15 protein-coding genes, 6 tRNA genes and 1 rRNA gene are annotated in these 15181 nt (G+C 52.0%); 1 reads left to right on the top strand and 21 read right to left on the bottom strand.

The features are described from left to right. Positions 1-115 precede the first annotated feature (115 nt). From ACFQ2I_RS00860 to ACFQ2I_RS00795, 14 genes are all read right to left on the bottom strand, one after another. Positions 116-1066 (bottom strand): ribose-phosphate diphosphokinase, encoded by a 951-nt coding sequence (locus tag ACFQ2I_RS00860; protein WP_377561555.1) that lies wholly within the window; start codon positions 1064-1066, stop codon positions 116-118. A gap of 134 nt (positions 1067-1200) precedes the next feature. Then, positions 1201-1881: a bifunctional phosphoribosyl-AMP cyclohydrolase/phosphoribosyl-ATP diphosphatase HisIE gene (gene hisIE / locus ACFQ2I_RS00855; protein WP_377561554.1), complete on the bottom strand. Its 681-nt coding sequence runs from the start codon at positions 1879-1881 to the stop codon at positions 1201-1203. Beyond that, positions 1878-2636, bottom strand: coding sequence for an imidazole glycerol phosphate synthase subunit HisF (gene hisF, locus ACFQ2I_RS00850; protein ID WP_377561553.1), 759 nt, complete (start codon positions 2634-2636; stop codon positions 1878-1880). The genes hisIE and hisF overlap by 4 nt, the downstream gene beginning before the upstream one ends. Positions 2637-2640: 4 nt before the next feature. Next, entirely contained in the window at positions 2641-3255 is a 615-nt protein-coding gene (hisH, locus tag ACFQ2I_RS00845) for an imidazole glycerol phosphate synthase subunit HisH (protein ID WP_377561551.1), read from the bottom strand. Between the two features lies 1 nt (position 3256). Next, the gene (hisB, locus tag ACFQ2I_RS00840) at positions 3257-3856 is read right to left on the bottom strand and encodes an imidazoleglycerol-phosphate dehydratase HisB (protein WP_377561549.1); all 600 of its coding nucleotides are present in this window, start codon (positions 3854-3856) and stop codon (positions 3257-3259) included. Between the two features lie 37 nt (positions 3857-3893). After that, positions 3894-5180 carry a histidinol dehydrogenase gene (hisD, locus tag ACFQ2I_RS00835; protein WP_377561548.1) on the bottom strand — a complete coding sequence of 429 codons (1287 nt, stop codon included), beginning with the start codon at positions 5178-5180 and terminating at the stop codon, positions 3894-3896. 168 nt (positions 5181-5348) lie between these two features. Continuing rightward, positions 5349-5999, bottom strand: a complete 651-nt coding sequence (gene hisG, locus ACFQ2I_RS00830) for an ATP phosphoribosyltransferase (RefSeq protein ID WP_377561547.1) — start codon at positions 5997-5999, stop codon at positions 5349-5351. Next, positions 5996-7213: an ATP phosphoribosyltransferase regulatory subunit gene (locus tag ACFQ2I_RS00825; RefSeq protein ID WP_377561546.1), complete on the bottom strand. Its 1218-nt coding sequence runs from the start codon at positions 7211-7213 to the stop codon at positions 5996-5998. Before ACFQ2I_RS00825 ends, hisG begins: the two co-directional genes overlap by 4 nt. A gap of 231 nt (positions 7214-7444) precedes the next feature. Then, positions 7445-7933, bottom strand: coding sequence for an acyltransferase (locus ACFQ2I_RS00820; RefSeq protein ID WP_377561545.1), 489 nt, complete (start codon positions 7931-7933; stop codon positions 7445-7447). Beyond that, positions 7920-8588, bottom strand: coding sequence for a pyrophosphatase PpaX (gene ppaX / locus ACFQ2I_RS00815; RefSeq protein WP_377561544.1), 669 nt, complete (start codon positions 8586-8588; stop codon positions 7920-7922). Before ppaX ends, ACFQ2I_RS00820 begins: the two co-directional genes overlap by 14 nt. A gap of 44 nt (positions 8589-8632) precedes the next feature. Further along, complete coding sequence (gene lgt, locus ACFQ2I_RS00810; RefSeq protein WP_377561543.1) at positions 8633-9679, bottom strand: prolipoprotein diacylglyceryl transferase; 1047 nt, start codon at positions 9677-9679, stop codon at positions 8633-8635. 59 nt (positions 9680-9738) lie between these two features. Next, positions 9739-10677 (bottom strand): HPr(Ser) kinase/phosphatase, encoded by a 939-nt coding sequence (gene hprK, locus ACFQ2I_RS00805; protein WP_377561541.1) that lies wholly within the window; start codon positions 10675-10677, stop codon positions 9739-9741. A 252-nt stretch (positions 10678-10929) separates the two neighbouring features. Next, the gene (locus ACFQ2I_RS00800) at positions 10930-12051 is read right to left on the bottom strand and encodes an ABC transporter ATP-binding protein (RefSeq protein WP_377561540.1); all 1122 of its coding nucleotides are present in this window, start codon (positions 12049-12051) and stop codon (positions 10930-10932) included. Positions 12052-12141: 90 nt separating this feature from the next. Next, positions 12142-13290, bottom strand: a complete 1149-nt coding sequence (locus ACFQ2I_RS00795) for a PucR family transcriptional regulator (protein ID WP_377561539.1) — start codon at positions 13288-13290, stop codon at positions 12142-12144. Positions 13291-13451: 161 nt separating this feature from the next. Between ACFQ2I_RS00795 and ssuE the strand changes: the two genes are divergently transcribed. Continuing rightward, positions 13452-14003 carry an NADPH-dependent FMN reductase gene (gene ssuE / locus ACFQ2I_RS00790; RefSeq protein WP_377561538.1) on the top strand — a complete coding sequence of 184 codons (552 nt, stop codon included), beginning with the start codon at positions 13452-13454 and terminating at the stop codon, positions 14001-14003. Positions 14004-14379: 376 nt separating this feature from the next. Here the strand turns inward: ssuE and ACFQ2I_RS00785 are convergent. The 7 genes from ACFQ2I_RS00785 to ACFQ2I_RS00755 form a co-directional block, all read right to left on the bottom strand. Beyond that, positions 14380-14455: transfer RNA gene (locus tag ACFQ2I_RS00785), tRNA-Lys, on the bottom strand. Positions 14456-14464: 9 nt separating this feature from the next. Beyond that, positions 14465-14548 (bottom strand) — tRNA-Tyr (locus ACFQ2I_RS00780). Positions 14549-14584: 36 nt separating this feature from the next. Further along, positions 14585-14660, bottom strand: a tRNA-Phe gene (locus ACFQ2I_RS00775). Between the two features lie 4 nt (positions 14661-14664). Continuing rightward, a tRNA-Asp gene (locus ACFQ2I_RS00770) sits at positions 14665-14741 on the bottom strand. Between the two features lie 14 nt (positions 14742-14755). Then, positions 14756-14831: transfer RNA gene (locus ACFQ2I_RS00765), tRNA-Val, on the bottom strand. A gap of 3 nt (positions 14832-14834) precedes the next feature. Further along, positions 14835-14911: transfer RNA gene (locus ACFQ2I_RS00760), tRNA-Met, on the bottom strand. 176 nt (positions 14912-15087) lie between these two features. Then, a 23S ribosomal RNA gene (locus tag ACFQ2I_RS00755) occupies positions 15088-15181 on the bottom strand; the annotation flags it as partial.

Genomic DNA, 15181 nt, shown 5'->3' with positions numbered 1-15181 from the left:
TTTTTACGATTATACCATAGCCGGGACTCTCCATCCTATCCTATTATGCAGCAAATCGCGGACGGCTCCTAAGGCCATCCGCGATTACATCCCTACAATGCTATTCGGCTGTGGGCTATACTCCTTTGTTCTTGAACAGCGTACTGATAGAACCGCCATCCAAGATGATGCGGGACGCCTCCGCGAGCAGCGGAGCGACAGACAGGATCGTGAAGCGGTCCGGCCTGTTGTCCGGCAGTGTAATGGAATCTGTAACGATAACTTCCTTAATATTGGGATGATCCAAACGCTCGATGGCATTGCCGGAGAATAGCGGGTGCGTCGCGCAGACGTATACATCCTCCGCACCACGTTCCTTCAAGCCCTCAACGACATTAACGATGGTGCTCCCCGTATCGATCAGGTCCTCGATAATGATAGGCGTCTGCCCTTCCACATCACCGATTACATGCGTGATGGAAGACTCATTGTGCGTCGGGCGCTTCTTAATCATAATGGCGAATGAAGTATCCAGATAGTTAGCCAGCTTCTCGGCAGTGGAAGCGCGCCCTGCATCCGGAGATACCACGACAGGATTCTTGATGTTCTTGGCTTTCAGGTAATCGCTGATCAAGTCCAGCGCCGTCATATGATCTACCGGTATGTTGAAGAAGCCTTGAATTGCCGGCGCATGCAGATCGATCGTCAGCACACGAGTCGCTCCCACGGTCGTCAGCACATCGGCCAGCATCTTCGCCGAGATCGGCTCGCGTGGCGCCGCCTTGCGCTCCTGGCGTGCGTAGCCGTAATAAGGCATGATGATGTTAATCGTCCGGGCGGATGCCCGCTTGGCCGCGTCAATCATGACAAGCAATTCGACAAAATGCTCGTTGACGGGATGTGAGAACGATTGCACGAGGAAAACGTCGCAGTTTCGTATCGTTTCTTCGTAGTGGACATAAATTTCGCCGCTTTTGAAACGGGAAAGCTTGATAGCACCTAAAGTCAGTCCCATTTCCTCGCTAATTTTTTGAGCCAGTACCGGATTTGAGGAACCCGAGAAAATACGCACCTTGTCGCTTAACATGATACCCTCCTGAGCGTTTCAACCAAATATTTATTGCTTCTTACTCGTCCTATTATACATTGATTTATTAAGATTTCAAAAAAAAATGCTACGATTTTTCGACAAGTGTCATTTCACGCCTATGGATACACTTTTTAGCGCATTTTATTCGTCGTTGGCTGGCCAAATCGCTTCTTCAATACAGCCATTACCTCATCCAACGGCAAGCCTCGCTCACGCAGTAGCACCATGAGATGGAATAGCAGGTCGCCAGCCTCATCGCGCAGCTCCTCGTTATCCCCGTTTTTGGCTGCGATAATGACCTCGGCTGCTTCTTCGCCCACCTTTTTCAATATTTTGTCGACGCCCTTGTCGAACAGGTACGTCGTGTAGGCGCCGTCGGGACGCTCCGCATGCCGCGCTGCGATAATGCGTTCCAGATCGCCGATGATACCGAATCGCTCGTCGGATAACGGCTGAACTTCCTCATGCGCCTCACCACTGGCAAGCTCCACTCCTTGATAGAAGCAGCTGTAGCGGCCCGTATGACATGCTGGTCCCTGCTGTCTGACGCGCAGCAGCAAAGTATCAGCATCGCAATCATAGGCCATCGTCTCAATCTGCTGCCTGTTCCCGCTCGTGGCGCCCTTATTCCACAGCTCCCCGCGCGATCTGCTCCAGAACCAGGTATAACCCGTCTCAATCGACTTCTGCAACGATTCCTTGTTCATGTAAGCCAGCATCAGCACTTCCTTGCTGACAGCATCTTGCACGATAGCAGGCACCAGTCCATCGGCATTCCACTTGATCTCTTCATTCCATCGGTTCTCCGTCATCTGACCTCTATCCCTTTCTTACGCAGGTCGTCCTTCACCTCGCGAATTGTTATTTCTTTATAATGGAATATGGTCGCAGCAAGAGCGGCATCCGCTTGCGCGTCCCTGAACACTTCATGGAAGTGCTCGATCTTCCCGGCGCCTCCCGAAGCGATGACAGGAATACCCACCGAGCGGGATACCTCGCCTGTCAGCTTCACGTCGAAGCCGTCCTTCGTGCCGTCCGCGTCCATGCTCGTCAGCAGAATTTCCCCTGCTCCCATCGCTTCCACATCCCGCGCCCATTGCAGAGCTCTAATACCGGCCGGTTGTCTGCCGCCATGCGTATAGACTTCCCATTCTCCCCACTCCGGATTATACTTGGCGTCAATCGCGACGACAATGCACTGTGATCCGAATCGTCTGGCTCCATCCGATACGAGCGACGGATTCTTCACCGCCGCTGTATTGATGCCGATCTTGTCAGCCCCCGCCCGCAGCAGCCGCTTCATGTCGTCCACATGGGAGATGCCGCCGCCGACCGTGAATGGAATTGTAATCTCACCCGCCGTCCGCTGCACCACTTCAATCATCGTCGCGCGTCCTTCTACGGAAGCCGATATGTCCAGGAATACCAGTTCATCCGCGCCTTCGCGATCATAGGTGGACGCCAGCTCCACCGGATCCCCGGCATCTCGCAAGTTAACAAAGTTAACGCCCTTTACTACCCTTCCGTCCTTCACATCCAGACATGGAATAATCCGTTTCGCCAACATGCGGCTACTCCCCCTTCTTCGTTAACTTCAAAAAATTGTTCAGCAGAGCCATGCCGAGCTCACCGCTCTTCTCGGGATGGAACTGCATGCCGAATAATCGTTCTCGACCGACGATGGCCGTTACATCTCCGGCATAATCCGTCGTCGCCAGCAGATCGTTCCCTTGCGCAGGGAGCACGTGATAGGAATGCACGAAGTATACATGGCCTTCCTCCAGCTCCCTGAAGAGCGGGGAAGCCGATTGCTTGAACGTCAGCGTATTCCAACCCATGTGCGGCACCTTGAAATCGCCGCTGAACTTAACGACTTTGCCAGGCAGCAGATTCAGACCTTGATGCTCGCCGTACTCCTCGCTTTGACTGAACAGGAGCTGCATGCCCAAGCAGATGCCAAGCAGCGGCTTGCCCGAAGCGGCATAGAACTTCACCACCTCATCAAGCCCCGTCTGTTGCAAATTGTGCATCGCGTCGCCGAACGCCCCTACACCCGGCAATATGGCTCCATTCGCTTCCAGTATCCGCTCCGGCTCCGAGGTGACGACGGCTTCGTAGCCCAGTCGCTCCACCGCTTTACCGACGCTGTGCAGATTGCCCATACCGTAATCGATAATCGCAATCACACTAGAGCACTCCCTTCGTGGACGGCACCCCTTGCACGCGGGGATCGATCATCGTCGCCTCGTCCAACGCTCGGCCCAGCGCCTTGAACACCGCTTCAATCATATGATGCGTATTGTGCCCGTAGTGAACGATGACATGAAGCGTAATGCGCGCTTCCAGCGCCAGCTTCCACAGAAATTCATGAACCAGCTCCGTAGAGAAGCTGCCCACCTGCGAAGAAGGATATTCTGCGCGGTACTCGAAGTGCGGACGGTTGCTGACGTCGATGACAACCTGGGCAAGCGCCTCGTCCATCGGCACAAATACGCTGGCATAACGCTTAATGCCCTTTTTGTCTCCCAGCGCTTCACGCAGCGTCTGTCCGAGACAGATACCGATGTCCTCTACGGTGTGATGATCGTCAATCTCAATATCGCCCTTGGCGTCCACATCCAGATTGAACTGCCCATGCTTGGCGAACAGGTCCAGCATGTGGTTCAGGAATGGCACATCCGTCTCCAGCTTCGTCTCCCCGCTGCCATCCACTGCGAACGTCAGCTTGATATCCGTCTCATTCGTCGTCCGAGCGATGGACGCTTCTCTTCCCTTTTTGTCTGCCATCGTATTCAGCCCTTCTTTCCTCTATTCAAAATTTTGTCTACCGGCCTTCCTTCTCCAGCCGAATCTCTATCGCTCTCGCGTGCCCCTCCAGCCCTTCGTGACGAGCAAGCGTCATGATTTTGTCTCCGCTCTCCATCAATGCTTGCTTGCTGTAGTAGATCAGGCTCGACTTCTTCAAGAAGTCGTCCACATTTACCGGCGACGAGAATCGTGCCGTACCGTTAGTCGGGATGATGTGATTCGGCCCCGCGAAGTAATCCCCGACCGGCTCCGAGCTGTACGGCCCCAGGAAGATGGCTCCGGCATTCTCGATATGTCCCAGCAGGCTCATGGGGTCGGCTGTCAGCACCTCCAGATGCTCCGGCGCCAGCTGATTGACAACGTCAATACCGGCAAGCAGATCGTTCACCAGCAGCACCGCACCGTAGGCGTCGATCGACTGCCTTGCAATGTCCTGTCTCGGCAGCGTAGCCAGCTGACGTTCCACTTCGGCCGCGACGGCTTCCGCCAGCGGCTCCGAAGGCGTAACGAGCACAGCCGACGCCATCTCGTCATGCTCCGCTTGCGACAGCAGATCGGCCGCGATATAGGATGCGTCCGCATGCTCGTCGGCGAGCACGACGATCTCGCTCGGCCCCGCGATGCTGTCGATATCTACCGCGCCGAATACGGCGCGCTTCGCCAGCGCGACATAGATATTGCCCGGACCGCATATTTTGTCCACAGGGGCAATACTCTCCGTGCCATAGGCGAGTGCCGCTATGGCCTGCGCTCCCCCGACCCGGTACATCTCCTGCACGCCCGCTTCTGCGGCCGCGACCAGAATATACGGGTCAATACCTGCCTTGCCGCCTGTCGCTGGCGGCGTCACCATCACAATCTCCGGCACGCCGGCTACCTGTGCCGGAATGACATTCATCAGCACGGACGAGGGATACGCCGCTTTGCCGCCGGGCACATAGACGCCCACCCGCTTCAGCGGGCGCATGATCTGGCCCAGCATCGTCCCGTCCGGCTGCAGATCCATCCACGAATTGCGCAGCTGCTTCTCGTGGAACCGCCGTATATTCACAGCGGCCTCACGAATCGCTGTGAGGAATGCGGCATCGACCCTATCGTACGCCGCTGCAATCTCCTCCTGCGTCACTCGCAGCTCCGCAGCTGTCAGCCGCATGCCGTCATGCCGCTCCGTATAACGCAGCAGCGCCGCATCCCCTTCCGCCTTGACGTCTTCGACGATACGCAAGGCTGATTCATTCTGCTCCGGTGTGCCATACTCCACCTCGCGCTTCAACCCGAACTGCTCCGCTCGCATAATGCGCATACGCTTCGCCTCCCTCTTCCTATTCTTCTATTAAACTTTCCGGACTGGCCGGCGCCCGCTTATATTGATCGCATCAGTTCTGTTAATCGTCCTGTCCCATTAGCAAGCCTAATGATTCATCTCGTTAATAACGTTCTACCAATCCGCTACTGCGGCGATCGACCGCTCTTAATGCGCCCCGGCCGCAATCGTCGCCTGCAACATATCGCACAGATTCTGAATACGCTCGTTCTTCATCCGGTAGCTCACTCTGTTCGCAATTAGCCGGCTTGTTATCTCGAAGATCGATGCTTGCTCCACGAGACCGTTCTCCCGCAGCGTCTGTCCCGTCTCCACCATATCCACGATACGGTCCGCAAGACCGATTAGAGGGGCAAGCTCGATGGAACCGTTCAGCTTAATTACCTCCACTTGTTGTCCTTGCTCGCGGAAGTACGCGGAAGCCACGTTGGGATACTTCGTCGCCACGCGCGGATGGATGGTCGGCTTCCAGTCGGGCATGCCGATGACCGACATTCGGCACTTCGCAATACCCAGATCCAACAGCTCATACACATCCTTATTCTCCTCCATCAGCACATCCTTGCCCACTATGCCGATATCCGCCACACCATACTCCACATAAGTCGGCACATCGACCGGCTTCGCCATAATGAATTCCATATTCATATCAGGCAGCTCGATGATTAGCTTCCTCGTATCGTCGAAGTCGCTCGGTATCGGCAGTCCCGCTTCGCGGAACAACTTGGAGGCTTGCTTATAGATGCGCCCCTTCGGCATCGCAACCTTCAATATATCCTTCTGCCCGTTATTGCTCATTGCCGACCTCCTCCTTCCGCACCCTCATTGCCATACACAAGCACACGGGTATAGCCACTGTCCCTATTATCCTCATTGGAGGCAGACTCATCCTGCAGCAACTGCTGGACCTCCACCCGCTCCGTTACTGTGCTCACGCCCGACCGTCTCAGTTCTTGTGCCTTGGCCAGCGCCGCTGCTCTTCCCTCTGCCGTATACCGGACAAGAACGCGCTCTTCCTGTACTTCCCGCTCCGCGCCCAGCAGTTCCAATATACGCGTCGTCTTCAATGCGAAGCCGGTAGCAGCAGCCGGGCGGCCGAATTGCTCCACTAGATTGTCATAACGTCCGCCGCTGACGACGGGGAATCCAAGATCCGCCGCGTAGCCTTCGAAGGTCATACCTGTATAATAGGAGAAATCGCCGATCATCGTCAGGTCAATCAGCACATGCTCGCTAACGCCGTACGCCTTCAGCACTTCCCATATCTCGCATAGATGAGCGATAGACTTGCGCGCCGTTGCATTGACGCTAAGCTGCAGCGCTGCATCGCATATTTCCCCGCCGCCGCGCAGCCTCAGAATATCCTCCAGCTCCTGCTGTACATGCGCCTGCAGGCGAAGCCCCTTCAATTGATCGCGGTAGCCGACATAGTCTCGACTGAGCAAACATTCCTTCAACTGCTCCTGCGCCGTACGATCGCCCGGCAGCGCCTCCTCCAGTAATCCATTCAGGAAGCCTACATGGCCGATCGCGATCTTGAATCGGTCTACGCCTGCCGCCTTGAGTGAAGCAATCGCAAGCGCCACTACTTCAGCGTCCGCTTCCGCGGAAGGATCGCCTACCAGTTCCACACCCGTCTGGAAGAACTCCGCCACTCTACCCGCTTCCTCTTCAATCGCTCTGAAGACGTTGGAGTGGTACGACAAGCGAACCGGGAACGTCTTATCCTTCAGCAGCGACGCGACCACGCGCGCGATAGGGGCCGTCATATCGGAACGCAATACCAACGTCGTTCCCCGCTTGTTCAACAGCTTGAACAGCTTCTGATCGGAGGTGGAGCTGGCTACGCCTACTGTATCGTAATATTCCATCGTAGGCGTAATAATTTGCTCATAACCCCATGCCGACATACAATCCAGCACGTTCCTCTCGATACTGCGCAGCTGCCTGACCGCTTCCGGCAAATAGTCTTTTACGCCAGTCGGCTTCTCGAACACTTTTGGTTTAGACATCATCTTGCCCCCGTTATCAATACTTTATTATGTTAAAGCGATAATATGCTACCTTGCTAATAAAATAAAGAGATTAGTCGATATCTTAGCATGATCGTCCTGTGGTCGTCAAGCCGCTTCTCTATCGCGCCAAACAAAAAAAGGACTCCTCCGAGCAAGCCTCCCAAAAACGGGAATTGCTTTGCTCATAAAGAAGACCCTTTCACCTCCGTCGATACGCTCTGGATGTCGCTAATCTTTCATGTTCTTAATGACCGTCATGGGATTGCCCCCTACGAATGTATAAGGCGGCACATCTTTATGGATAAGCGCCCCGGCCGATACCACCGCATGATCACCGATCGTCACGCCGGGTAGAATCGTTGTATTGGCTCCGATCATGACATGATCGCCAATGACCACATCGCCCAGCCTGTATTCGTTCGTTAAATATTCATGCGTCAGGATTGTCGTATTATATCCTATAATGCTATTGTTACCGACCGTTATCCGTTCGGGGAAGAACACATCCACCATCACCATAAGCGCAAACGCCGTATGCTCTCCTACCTTCATCCCCAGCAAGCGGCGATATATCCAGTTTTTCAGAGGCAGGGAAGGGCAATAACGCGCAACCTGGATAAAGATGAAATTGCGTATGCCCTTCCATCTGCTGACCGTTGAATATAGCTGCCACAACGCATTAGGACCTTCCACCGGATAACGTTCAACCTTTCTCAATCGGCTCCTGCTCCAATCCCGCGAACGCATACAGCTCCCGCATATCGTCAATGACATAATCGGCACCGGCCTTCCGTAACACTTCGGCCCCCTTCAGCGACCAGGCTACGCCGACAGCCGTTGCCCCGGCTGCCTTCGCCGCAGCCATATCCACCACGCTATCTCCAACCATAATCGTACTTGCGGGGTCTGCCTTCAGCAGCTCCATGCCTCGCTGCACGGGTTCCGGGTGAGGCTTCGCATTCGTTACATCGTCTATCGTCACAATGGCATCAACCTTGTCGTAGATACCTACGAACTTCAAGCCGCGCTCCGTCGTTAGCCTCATCTTCGTCGTAACGATACCAATTGCAATTCCTTCCCGATGCAGCCTGTCTAGCACTTCATTCACGTAAGTGAACGGCTCAACCAGCTCATCGTGCAACCGCAAGTTCACCTCTCGATAAGCCGCTACCAGATGCGTCACGTCCTCCAGTCCGGAGAATCGCTTCATCTGATCCTCGAGCGGCTCTCCCATGGAAGGAATAATATCGTCTCGGCTGAAGCCTTCATGTACCGTTCCCTTGAGCGATTCCAGGAACGATCTGATAATCAGTTCGTTCGTATCCAATATTGTGCCGTCCAGATCGAACAGCATCGTGCGAACAGCATTCATGTCCTCCGCTGCCTCCCGTCGTAGTATGATGTCTGTGTGCTGCTCTACGGATTGATAGTATCTCGCTTATAATCCCCATCTTCCGTCTTCGTATCGGACTTGCCACTGCTCTCCTTCATCCCTTCACCACTATCAGCCGGCGCATCCGCGATACGCTCCGGCTTCGTGGATACGATCGGATCGGAGTAGCGGGTGTTAGCGGCTCCAGTCACTCTGCGCACAATGATGAAGATGATAGAAGCGACGATGAGGCCTACGGCAACCAATTGCGAGATGCGAATATTGCCGTATGCCGGGTCCAGATAACCCTTGTCGAATATCAGATTCATAGGCGCCCACAGACCGTTCATGATCGAAGCAAGCCAGCCAGGTCCCATGAAGGCCAGACTGTCAATGCGCAGTGCCTCGATGAAGAAGCGTCCTATAGAGTACCAGATCAGATAGGTAGCCATCAGTTCGCCGGTACGCAGGAACTTCTGACGTCGCAATACGAACAGCACAACAAGCCCGACAAGACTCCAGAGAGATTCATATAGAAATGCGGGATGGCGGAATGCGCCTGCCTGAAATGCTTGATCGACAATAAACATCTGGTCTACGATGAAATTGGGCAGGTTCAGCGTCTCGCGCAGGAACGATTCCTCTACAGGCCCGCCGTACGCTTCCTGGTTCATGAAGTTGCCCCAGCGTCCGATCATTTGACCGGCGAGCAGCGATGGCGCACATATATCGACAATGCGCCAGAAGCTATAGCCCTTGTATCTGGAGTAAATGACGCCTGCCAGGAATGCGCCTATAATGGCACCGTATATCGCAATGCCGCCCTCCCATATTTTGAATATGTCCATGGGATTGTCCTTATACTCATCCCACATAAATGCCACGTAGTAAATTCTGGCACCAATAATAGCGGTAGGCGCTCCAATAAGGAGCAGGTCCATAAAGAAGTCGGGCTTAATGCCGAACCGCTTCCCTTCCTGTACCGCAAGCAGCAGCCCCACAAGCGCCGCAGCGCCCAGGATGAAGCCGTACCACCTTACTTCAATAGAGCCAATCGAGAATATAACGGGATCCAACGCCAACGTTTGCATATGTACGACCTACTCCTCTTCTTTTTTGAATAGCGATACACTTCTACACGCATAGCCTGTCAATCGTAATCGTCGATGTCATCCGCTATGGTCTCTGTCAGCTTGTTCGTAAATTGTAATGCGGCGTTATACCCCATGCGCTTCAGCCTGAAGTTCATAGCGGCCACCTCAATAATAACGGCCAGATTGCGGCCCGGACGGACAGGAATAGTCACCAATGGAATATCCGTATCAATAATGCGCGTCGTCTCCTCATCCAGCCCCAGTCGGTCATATTGCTTGTCCTGCTGCCAATTCTCCAGCTTGATAACAAGTCCGATGCGCTTCTGCGTTCGCACGGCCCCTGCACCGAATAGTGTCATGACGTTAATAATGCCAAGTCCCCTAATCTCAAGCAGATGCCGGATAAGCTCTGGAGCTGTGCCGAATAATTGACCGTCGGAAGTCTGACGAATTTCTACAGCATCATCCGCGACTAGGCGGTGAGTTCTCTTCACAAGCTCCAACGCTGTCTCGCTCTTGCCTATGCCACTGCCGCCCGTAATAAGCATACCAATCCCGTATACATCTACCAGCACGCCGTGAATCGTTGCAGTAGGCGCCAGCTTGCGTTCCAGGAAATCCGTTATACGGCTGAATAATATCGTAGTTGCCACATTGCTTCGCAAGACCGGAATATTCGTTGCATTGGACTGTTCCAGCAGTTCTTTCGGCGCTTCCAATCCGCGAGTCAAGATGATACATGGCGTCTCATCCAAGCACAATCTGACCATGCGGTTCCTCCGTTCTTCGCTGTCCAGCATACTAAGGAATGATATTTCTGTTCTGCCCAGCAGTTGTACCCGTTCGCTAGGATGATAATGGAAGTAGCCAGCCATCTCCAGACCCGGACGATACAAATCATCCACTGTTATGTTGCGCTTTAATCCGTCCTCTCCGGACAGAATTTCGAGTTGGAAATGCCGGACGAGCTCAGATACTTTTACTTTCTTCGGCATAATGTTGTGAAGCCTCCTTCATATAGAACCGCAATCCAGGCGGGACAAGTCTTTTCCCAATGTCTTCATCGTAATGCAAAAAAGCGCCGAACGCAACGTTTCGCGTTCAAGCGCCTCTTTTATTTGATTTCCACAGACATGTCTTCCAGTACATTTTTCTATTAATTAGACGCCCAACAAGTCTAAACGGTTTTTTAAGCAAAAAAAAGAAGCCATCAGCATACCCGATGACTTCTCTTGTATAGTTGTAGATTAGTTCTCGAAAATATTTAGCTCGGACTCTTTGTCGAACAGGTGTGCCTTGTTCATATCAATAGCAAGCTTAACGCTAGCACCGTCGCGAAGGCCGGAACGGCCGTCTACACGAGCGATAACAGTGTCTGTGCCGATACCGTTCAGGTACAGGTACATCTCATGACCAAGGTTTTCCGCTACCTCTACGTTCGCGTTTACGATCGTTTTCGGTGAAGCCTCCAGGAATACCGGCTCTTCATGAATGTCCTCAGGACGTATGCCCAGGACTACTTCTTTGCCGATGTAACCTTTCGAACGGATAACGCCAGCTTTCCCCTCTGGTACAACAACATTCACGCCAGCAGCTTTGAAGTATACCTCTCCACCTTGCTCCGACAGAGAGCCAGTGATGAAGTTCATGGATGGAGCTCCGATAAAGCCCGCAACGAAGATGTTTACAGGATGGTTGTAAAGCTCTTCCGGAGACGCCGTTTGTTGAATGAAGCCATCCTTCATAACAACGATACGGTCACCCATCGTCATTGCCTCGATCTGGTCATGTGTTACGTAAATTGTAGTTGTCTCAAGACGCTTTGTCAGCTTGCTGATCTCTGCGCGCATCTGACCGCGAAGCTTGGCATCCAAGTTGGAGAGAGGTTCGTCCATCAAGAAGACTTGAGGCTCACGAACGATCGCACGACCAAGCGCTACACGCTGACGCTGACCACCGGACAACGCCTTAGGCTTACGGTCCAGCAAATGCTCAATATCAAGAATTTTAGCAGCTTCACGAACACGCTTGTCGATGTCTGCTTTTTTGAATTTACGAAGTTTAAGACCGAATGCCATGTTTTGATACACGTTCATGTGCGGATACAGGGCATAGGATTGGAATACCATTGCAATATCGCGATCTTTAGGAGCAACATCGTTCACGAGGCGGTCGCCAATGAACAGTTTACCTTCAGTGATTTCTTCAAGTCCCGCTATCATACGAAGAGTTGTAGACTTACCGCAGCCGGATGGGCCAACCAGTACGAGGAACTCTTTGTCTTGGATGTCCAGATTAACATCTGTTACGGATGCTTTCTCTGCACCTGGGTATTTTTTATAAATGCCTTCTAAACGTACGCCTGCCATGTTCAATTTCCCCCTAAAAAAGAAATTTCGATATGCATCTATCTTATCCCACACATGGAATTATGACTATGCACATACTTTACAAAAAAATTAATGCCTTTTCGTAACTTTATACAAAAGCAATATAATTTTCACTAATACGGCATCCCGGAACTGCCTAACGTCCAGTCCCGTCTCCTGCTTCAGCTTGTCCAACCTGTACAAAAGCGTATTTCGATGAATGTAAAGCTTCTTGGCCGTCTCGCTGACATTGCAATCTAATTGAAAGAAAGTTTCCAGCGTAGCCAACATCTCTGATTCTACGAACAGATCCGTTCTCTTAAGCGATTGCTCCAGATAACGGGCTCTATGCTGCTCCGGAATCGCATTAAGCAGACGTTCCAGCTGCATCATCCAAGGCAGATGAATATTAGTTCCGATATGGAATTTGCGACCTAGGTTAATCGTTTCCCTTAAGGTGTTCGTCGTCTCTACTATTCCTTTCGAAGGCGAGACGGGATGCGTTACTGCCAGATGACATTCGCCCAGCCATTCGCTAGCGAGCATCTCGTGAAGCGCCGATACAATAGAAGCCAGACTATCCTCCACACTTTCATCATCACTAGATTCAGCTGTATCCGGTTCTTCATCTTTTAGAAGCGACATTGGTCCCCAGATGAGCCATTCCTGACTGGTAAGCGGAATGAGCAGAATATCTTCGGACATGAAGGAGCGAAGAAGCTTCTCCAGCTCTTTGTATGCAGCTTGCTTCGCACTATGCTGCTCGGTAATAAGTAGGAACGGTATCATTTCACGGTAGAGACGATTGCCCGTCATCAAGTGCCCAGGCAAGGAGTATACCGGCTCACTTGACTCCAGCTGTGTCAGTATCCAATCGCTTAATTTGCGTGCGTATCTTTCCGTATCAGACATATTTTTATCCGATGGATCCTTCGGAATATTGGTCTTGACAGCATGCTGCAGGGTCCAACTGACAAGTTCCTTTTCCTTCAATGTAAGCGCTGCGGATTCCGTTTCTAGCACTGTTACCTTATCTTCCGCCACATCCGCCGCGAACCATAATTTATTCTCTTTCTCCAATCGCTGTCCGGGAGACACCGTCCCTGCCTGGCTATCCCCTATCCATGCAGCATCAGCGTCGATTGCTCGAACATCCCACTCCGTAAGCGTCTTCACGACAATTTGTACAGGACAATTCAATATGTGCTGCAGTTGACCTAGCCAGTCGTTCTTGCTCATTTTGTTTCCTCACTCCATGTCAAACGCTTTTGTTCGTCATTGTAACATATTGCCTGCAATAATTCACTTTTAACACTAAACCGCTGCATTCGGTTTGACCCATTATACATTTCATGGTACTCTACGAACGAATAGGAAAACATATTAAAGGAGATACCATCATGTCCAATATCATAATTATTTCAGGCAGTCCCAATGCGACTTCCAGACTGAACGGCATGATTGATTACGTTCGCGAACAACTGGATAAGCAAGGATATGCGACAAGCACAATTACAGTCGTGACCTTACCGGCTGACGACCTGATTCATTCCCGTTTCGGAAGCGCGGCTATCGTAGAGGCCAATAGACTGGTTGCAGAAGCTGCCGGTGTCATCATAGCTAGCCCGGTCTATAAAGCCTCTTATACAGGTGTCTTGAAAACTTATTTGGATCTATTGCCACAGAAAGGGTTAGAAGGAAAAGTAATCGCCCCTTTGTTCATAGGAGGCACGCTTGCGCATCTTCTGTCTATTGATTATTCACTCAAGCCGGTTTTGGCATCCATGGGAGCAAGACATTTCGTACGAGGGGTATATGCCACCGATTCGCAGATTGGCCGCAGTCAGGACGGTCATAATCGTACAATCTTTAAGTTGAACGAGGAGGTAACAGAAAGGCTGCAAGCAACTGTCGAAGAGCTTATTGCTGAGCTACAATTAAGACGCCAGTAGTAAATGAAAATGATAAAACTTATACAGATATCATCGAGCTTGTTGTATCTGCATCTCCTCTTTTTACTGTAGCGGTTGCTCGGAGCCTACTGCACGCTATGACACTCCATATTGTACATTCCGGACTCCATAAGTACCAGGGCAACCGTTTAACCTGCAAATCCGCTCATTATAATTCAATTAAAGCCGGTGACAACTGTTACCTGCATTCGCACCTACACCACACGGGTCAACAAGGCCGCCTTCTTCTGCTCCAATAACTTTATTAAGCCATGTCACTTTTGTGATAACCAGTTCGAACTTTTGCATAATTCCCTGAACACAAAAAAGGAGAAGCAACGCTTCTCCGTGTCGTTATTATTCACCTGAGTAAAACTGGTGAGCCATGAAGGACTCGAACCTTCGACACCCTGATTAAAAGTCAGGTGCTCTACCAACTGAGCTAATGGCTCGTAAGAAGATGGTGGAGGATGATGGATTTGAACCACCGAACCCGAAGGAAGAGATTTACAGTCTCCCGCGTTTGGCCACTTCGCTAATCCTCCAAAGGATGACTTACGTCTGCCAACCGCAGAAATAAGTGGTGGCTCGGGACGGAATCGAACCGCCGACACGAGGATTTTCAGTCCTCTGCTCTACCAACTGAGCTACCGAGCCAAAATGGCGGAGCTGACGGGATTCGAACCCGCGGTCTCCTGCGTGACAGGCAGGCATGTTAGGCCTCTACACCACAGCTCCAGCTTCAATAAAAATGGTGGAGGATGACGGGATCGAACCGCCGACCCTCTGCTTGTAAGGCAGATGCTCTCCCAGCTGAGCTAATCCTCCATATGGTAGCGGCGGAGGGGATCGAACCCCCGACCTCACGGGTATGAACCGTACGCTCTAGCCAGCTGAGCTACGCCGCCATGCTTGTCCGATGGACAAGTTCAATTCAGGTAATGGCATCGCCAAATGCCATGTACAAAGCTTCTGTTTCTGTAGCACTCGTCTACATTCACTTCTTCATTGCGCCCTGAAAACTGGATACGAAAGTTGCTTACTTGCTTTAGCTGATTGCTCCCGATTCATATCGGAAAGCAGGTAGGATAAGCCCTCGACCGATTAGTATTCGTCAGCTCCACACATTGCTGTGCTTCCACCTCGAACCTATCAACCTCGTCGTCTTCAAGGGGTCT

It is taken from the genome of Paenibacillus chungangensis (assembly GCF_042675905.1).
Classification (GTDB): domain Bacteria; phylum Bacillota; class Bacilli; order Paenibacillales; family Paenibacillaceae; genus Pristimantibacillus; species Pristimantibacillus chungangensis.
The sequence above is the reverse complement of the archived record's forward strand: the minus strand, read 5'-3'. Positions and strand labels throughout refer to the sequence as shown.

Coding starts and splice junctions, on each gene's coding strand:
- ACFQ2I_RS00860 (WP_377561555.1), bottom strand. CDS start 1,066: ATGTTAAGCGACAAGGTGCGTATTTTCTCGGGTTCCTCAAATCCGGTA.
- hisIE (WP_377561554.1), bottom strand. CDS start 1,881: ATGACGGAGAACCGATGGAATGAAGAGATCAAGTGGAATGCCGATGGA.
- hisF (WP_377561553.1), bottom strand. CDS start 2,636: ATGTTGGCGAAACGGATTATTCCATGTCTGGATGTGAAGGACGGAAGG.
- hisB (WP_377561549.1), bottom strand. CDS start 3,856: ATGGCAGACAAAAAGGGAAGAGAAGCGTCCATCGCTCGGACGACGAAT.
- hisD (WP_377561548.1), bottom strand. CDS start 5,180: ATGCGCATTATGCGAGCGGAGCAGTTCGGGTTGAAGCGCGAGGTGGAG.
- hisG (WP_377561547.1), bottom strand. CDS start 5,999: ATGAGCAATAACGGGCAGAAGGATATATTGAAGGTTGCGATGCCGAAG.
- ACFQ2I_RS00825 (WP_377561546.1), bottom strand. CDS start 7,213: ATGTCTAAACCAAAAGTGTTCGAGAAGCCGACTGGCGTAAAAGACTAT.
- ppaX (WP_377561544.1), bottom strand. CDS start 8,588: ATGAATGCTGTTCGCACGATGCTGTTCGATCTGGACGGCACAATATTG.
- lgt (WP_377561543.1), bottom strand. CDS start 9,679: ATGCAAACGTTGGCGTTGGATCCCGTTATATTCTCGATTGGCTCTATT.
- hprK (WP_377561541.1), bottom strand. CDS start 10,677: ATGCCGAAGAAAGTAAAAGTATCTGAGCTCGTCCGGCATTTCCAACTC.
- ACFQ2I_RS00800 (WP_377561540.1), bottom strand. CDS start 12,051: ATGGCAGGCGTACGTTTAGAAGGCATTTATAAAAAATACCCAGGTGCA.
- ACFQ2I_RS00795 (WP_377561539.1), bottom strand. CDS start 13,290: ATGAGCAAGAACGACTGGCTAGGTCAACTGCAGCACATATTGAATTGT.
- ssuE (WP_377561538.1), top strand. CDS start 13,452: ATGTCCAATATCATAATTATTTCAGGCAGTCCCAATGCGACTTCCAGA.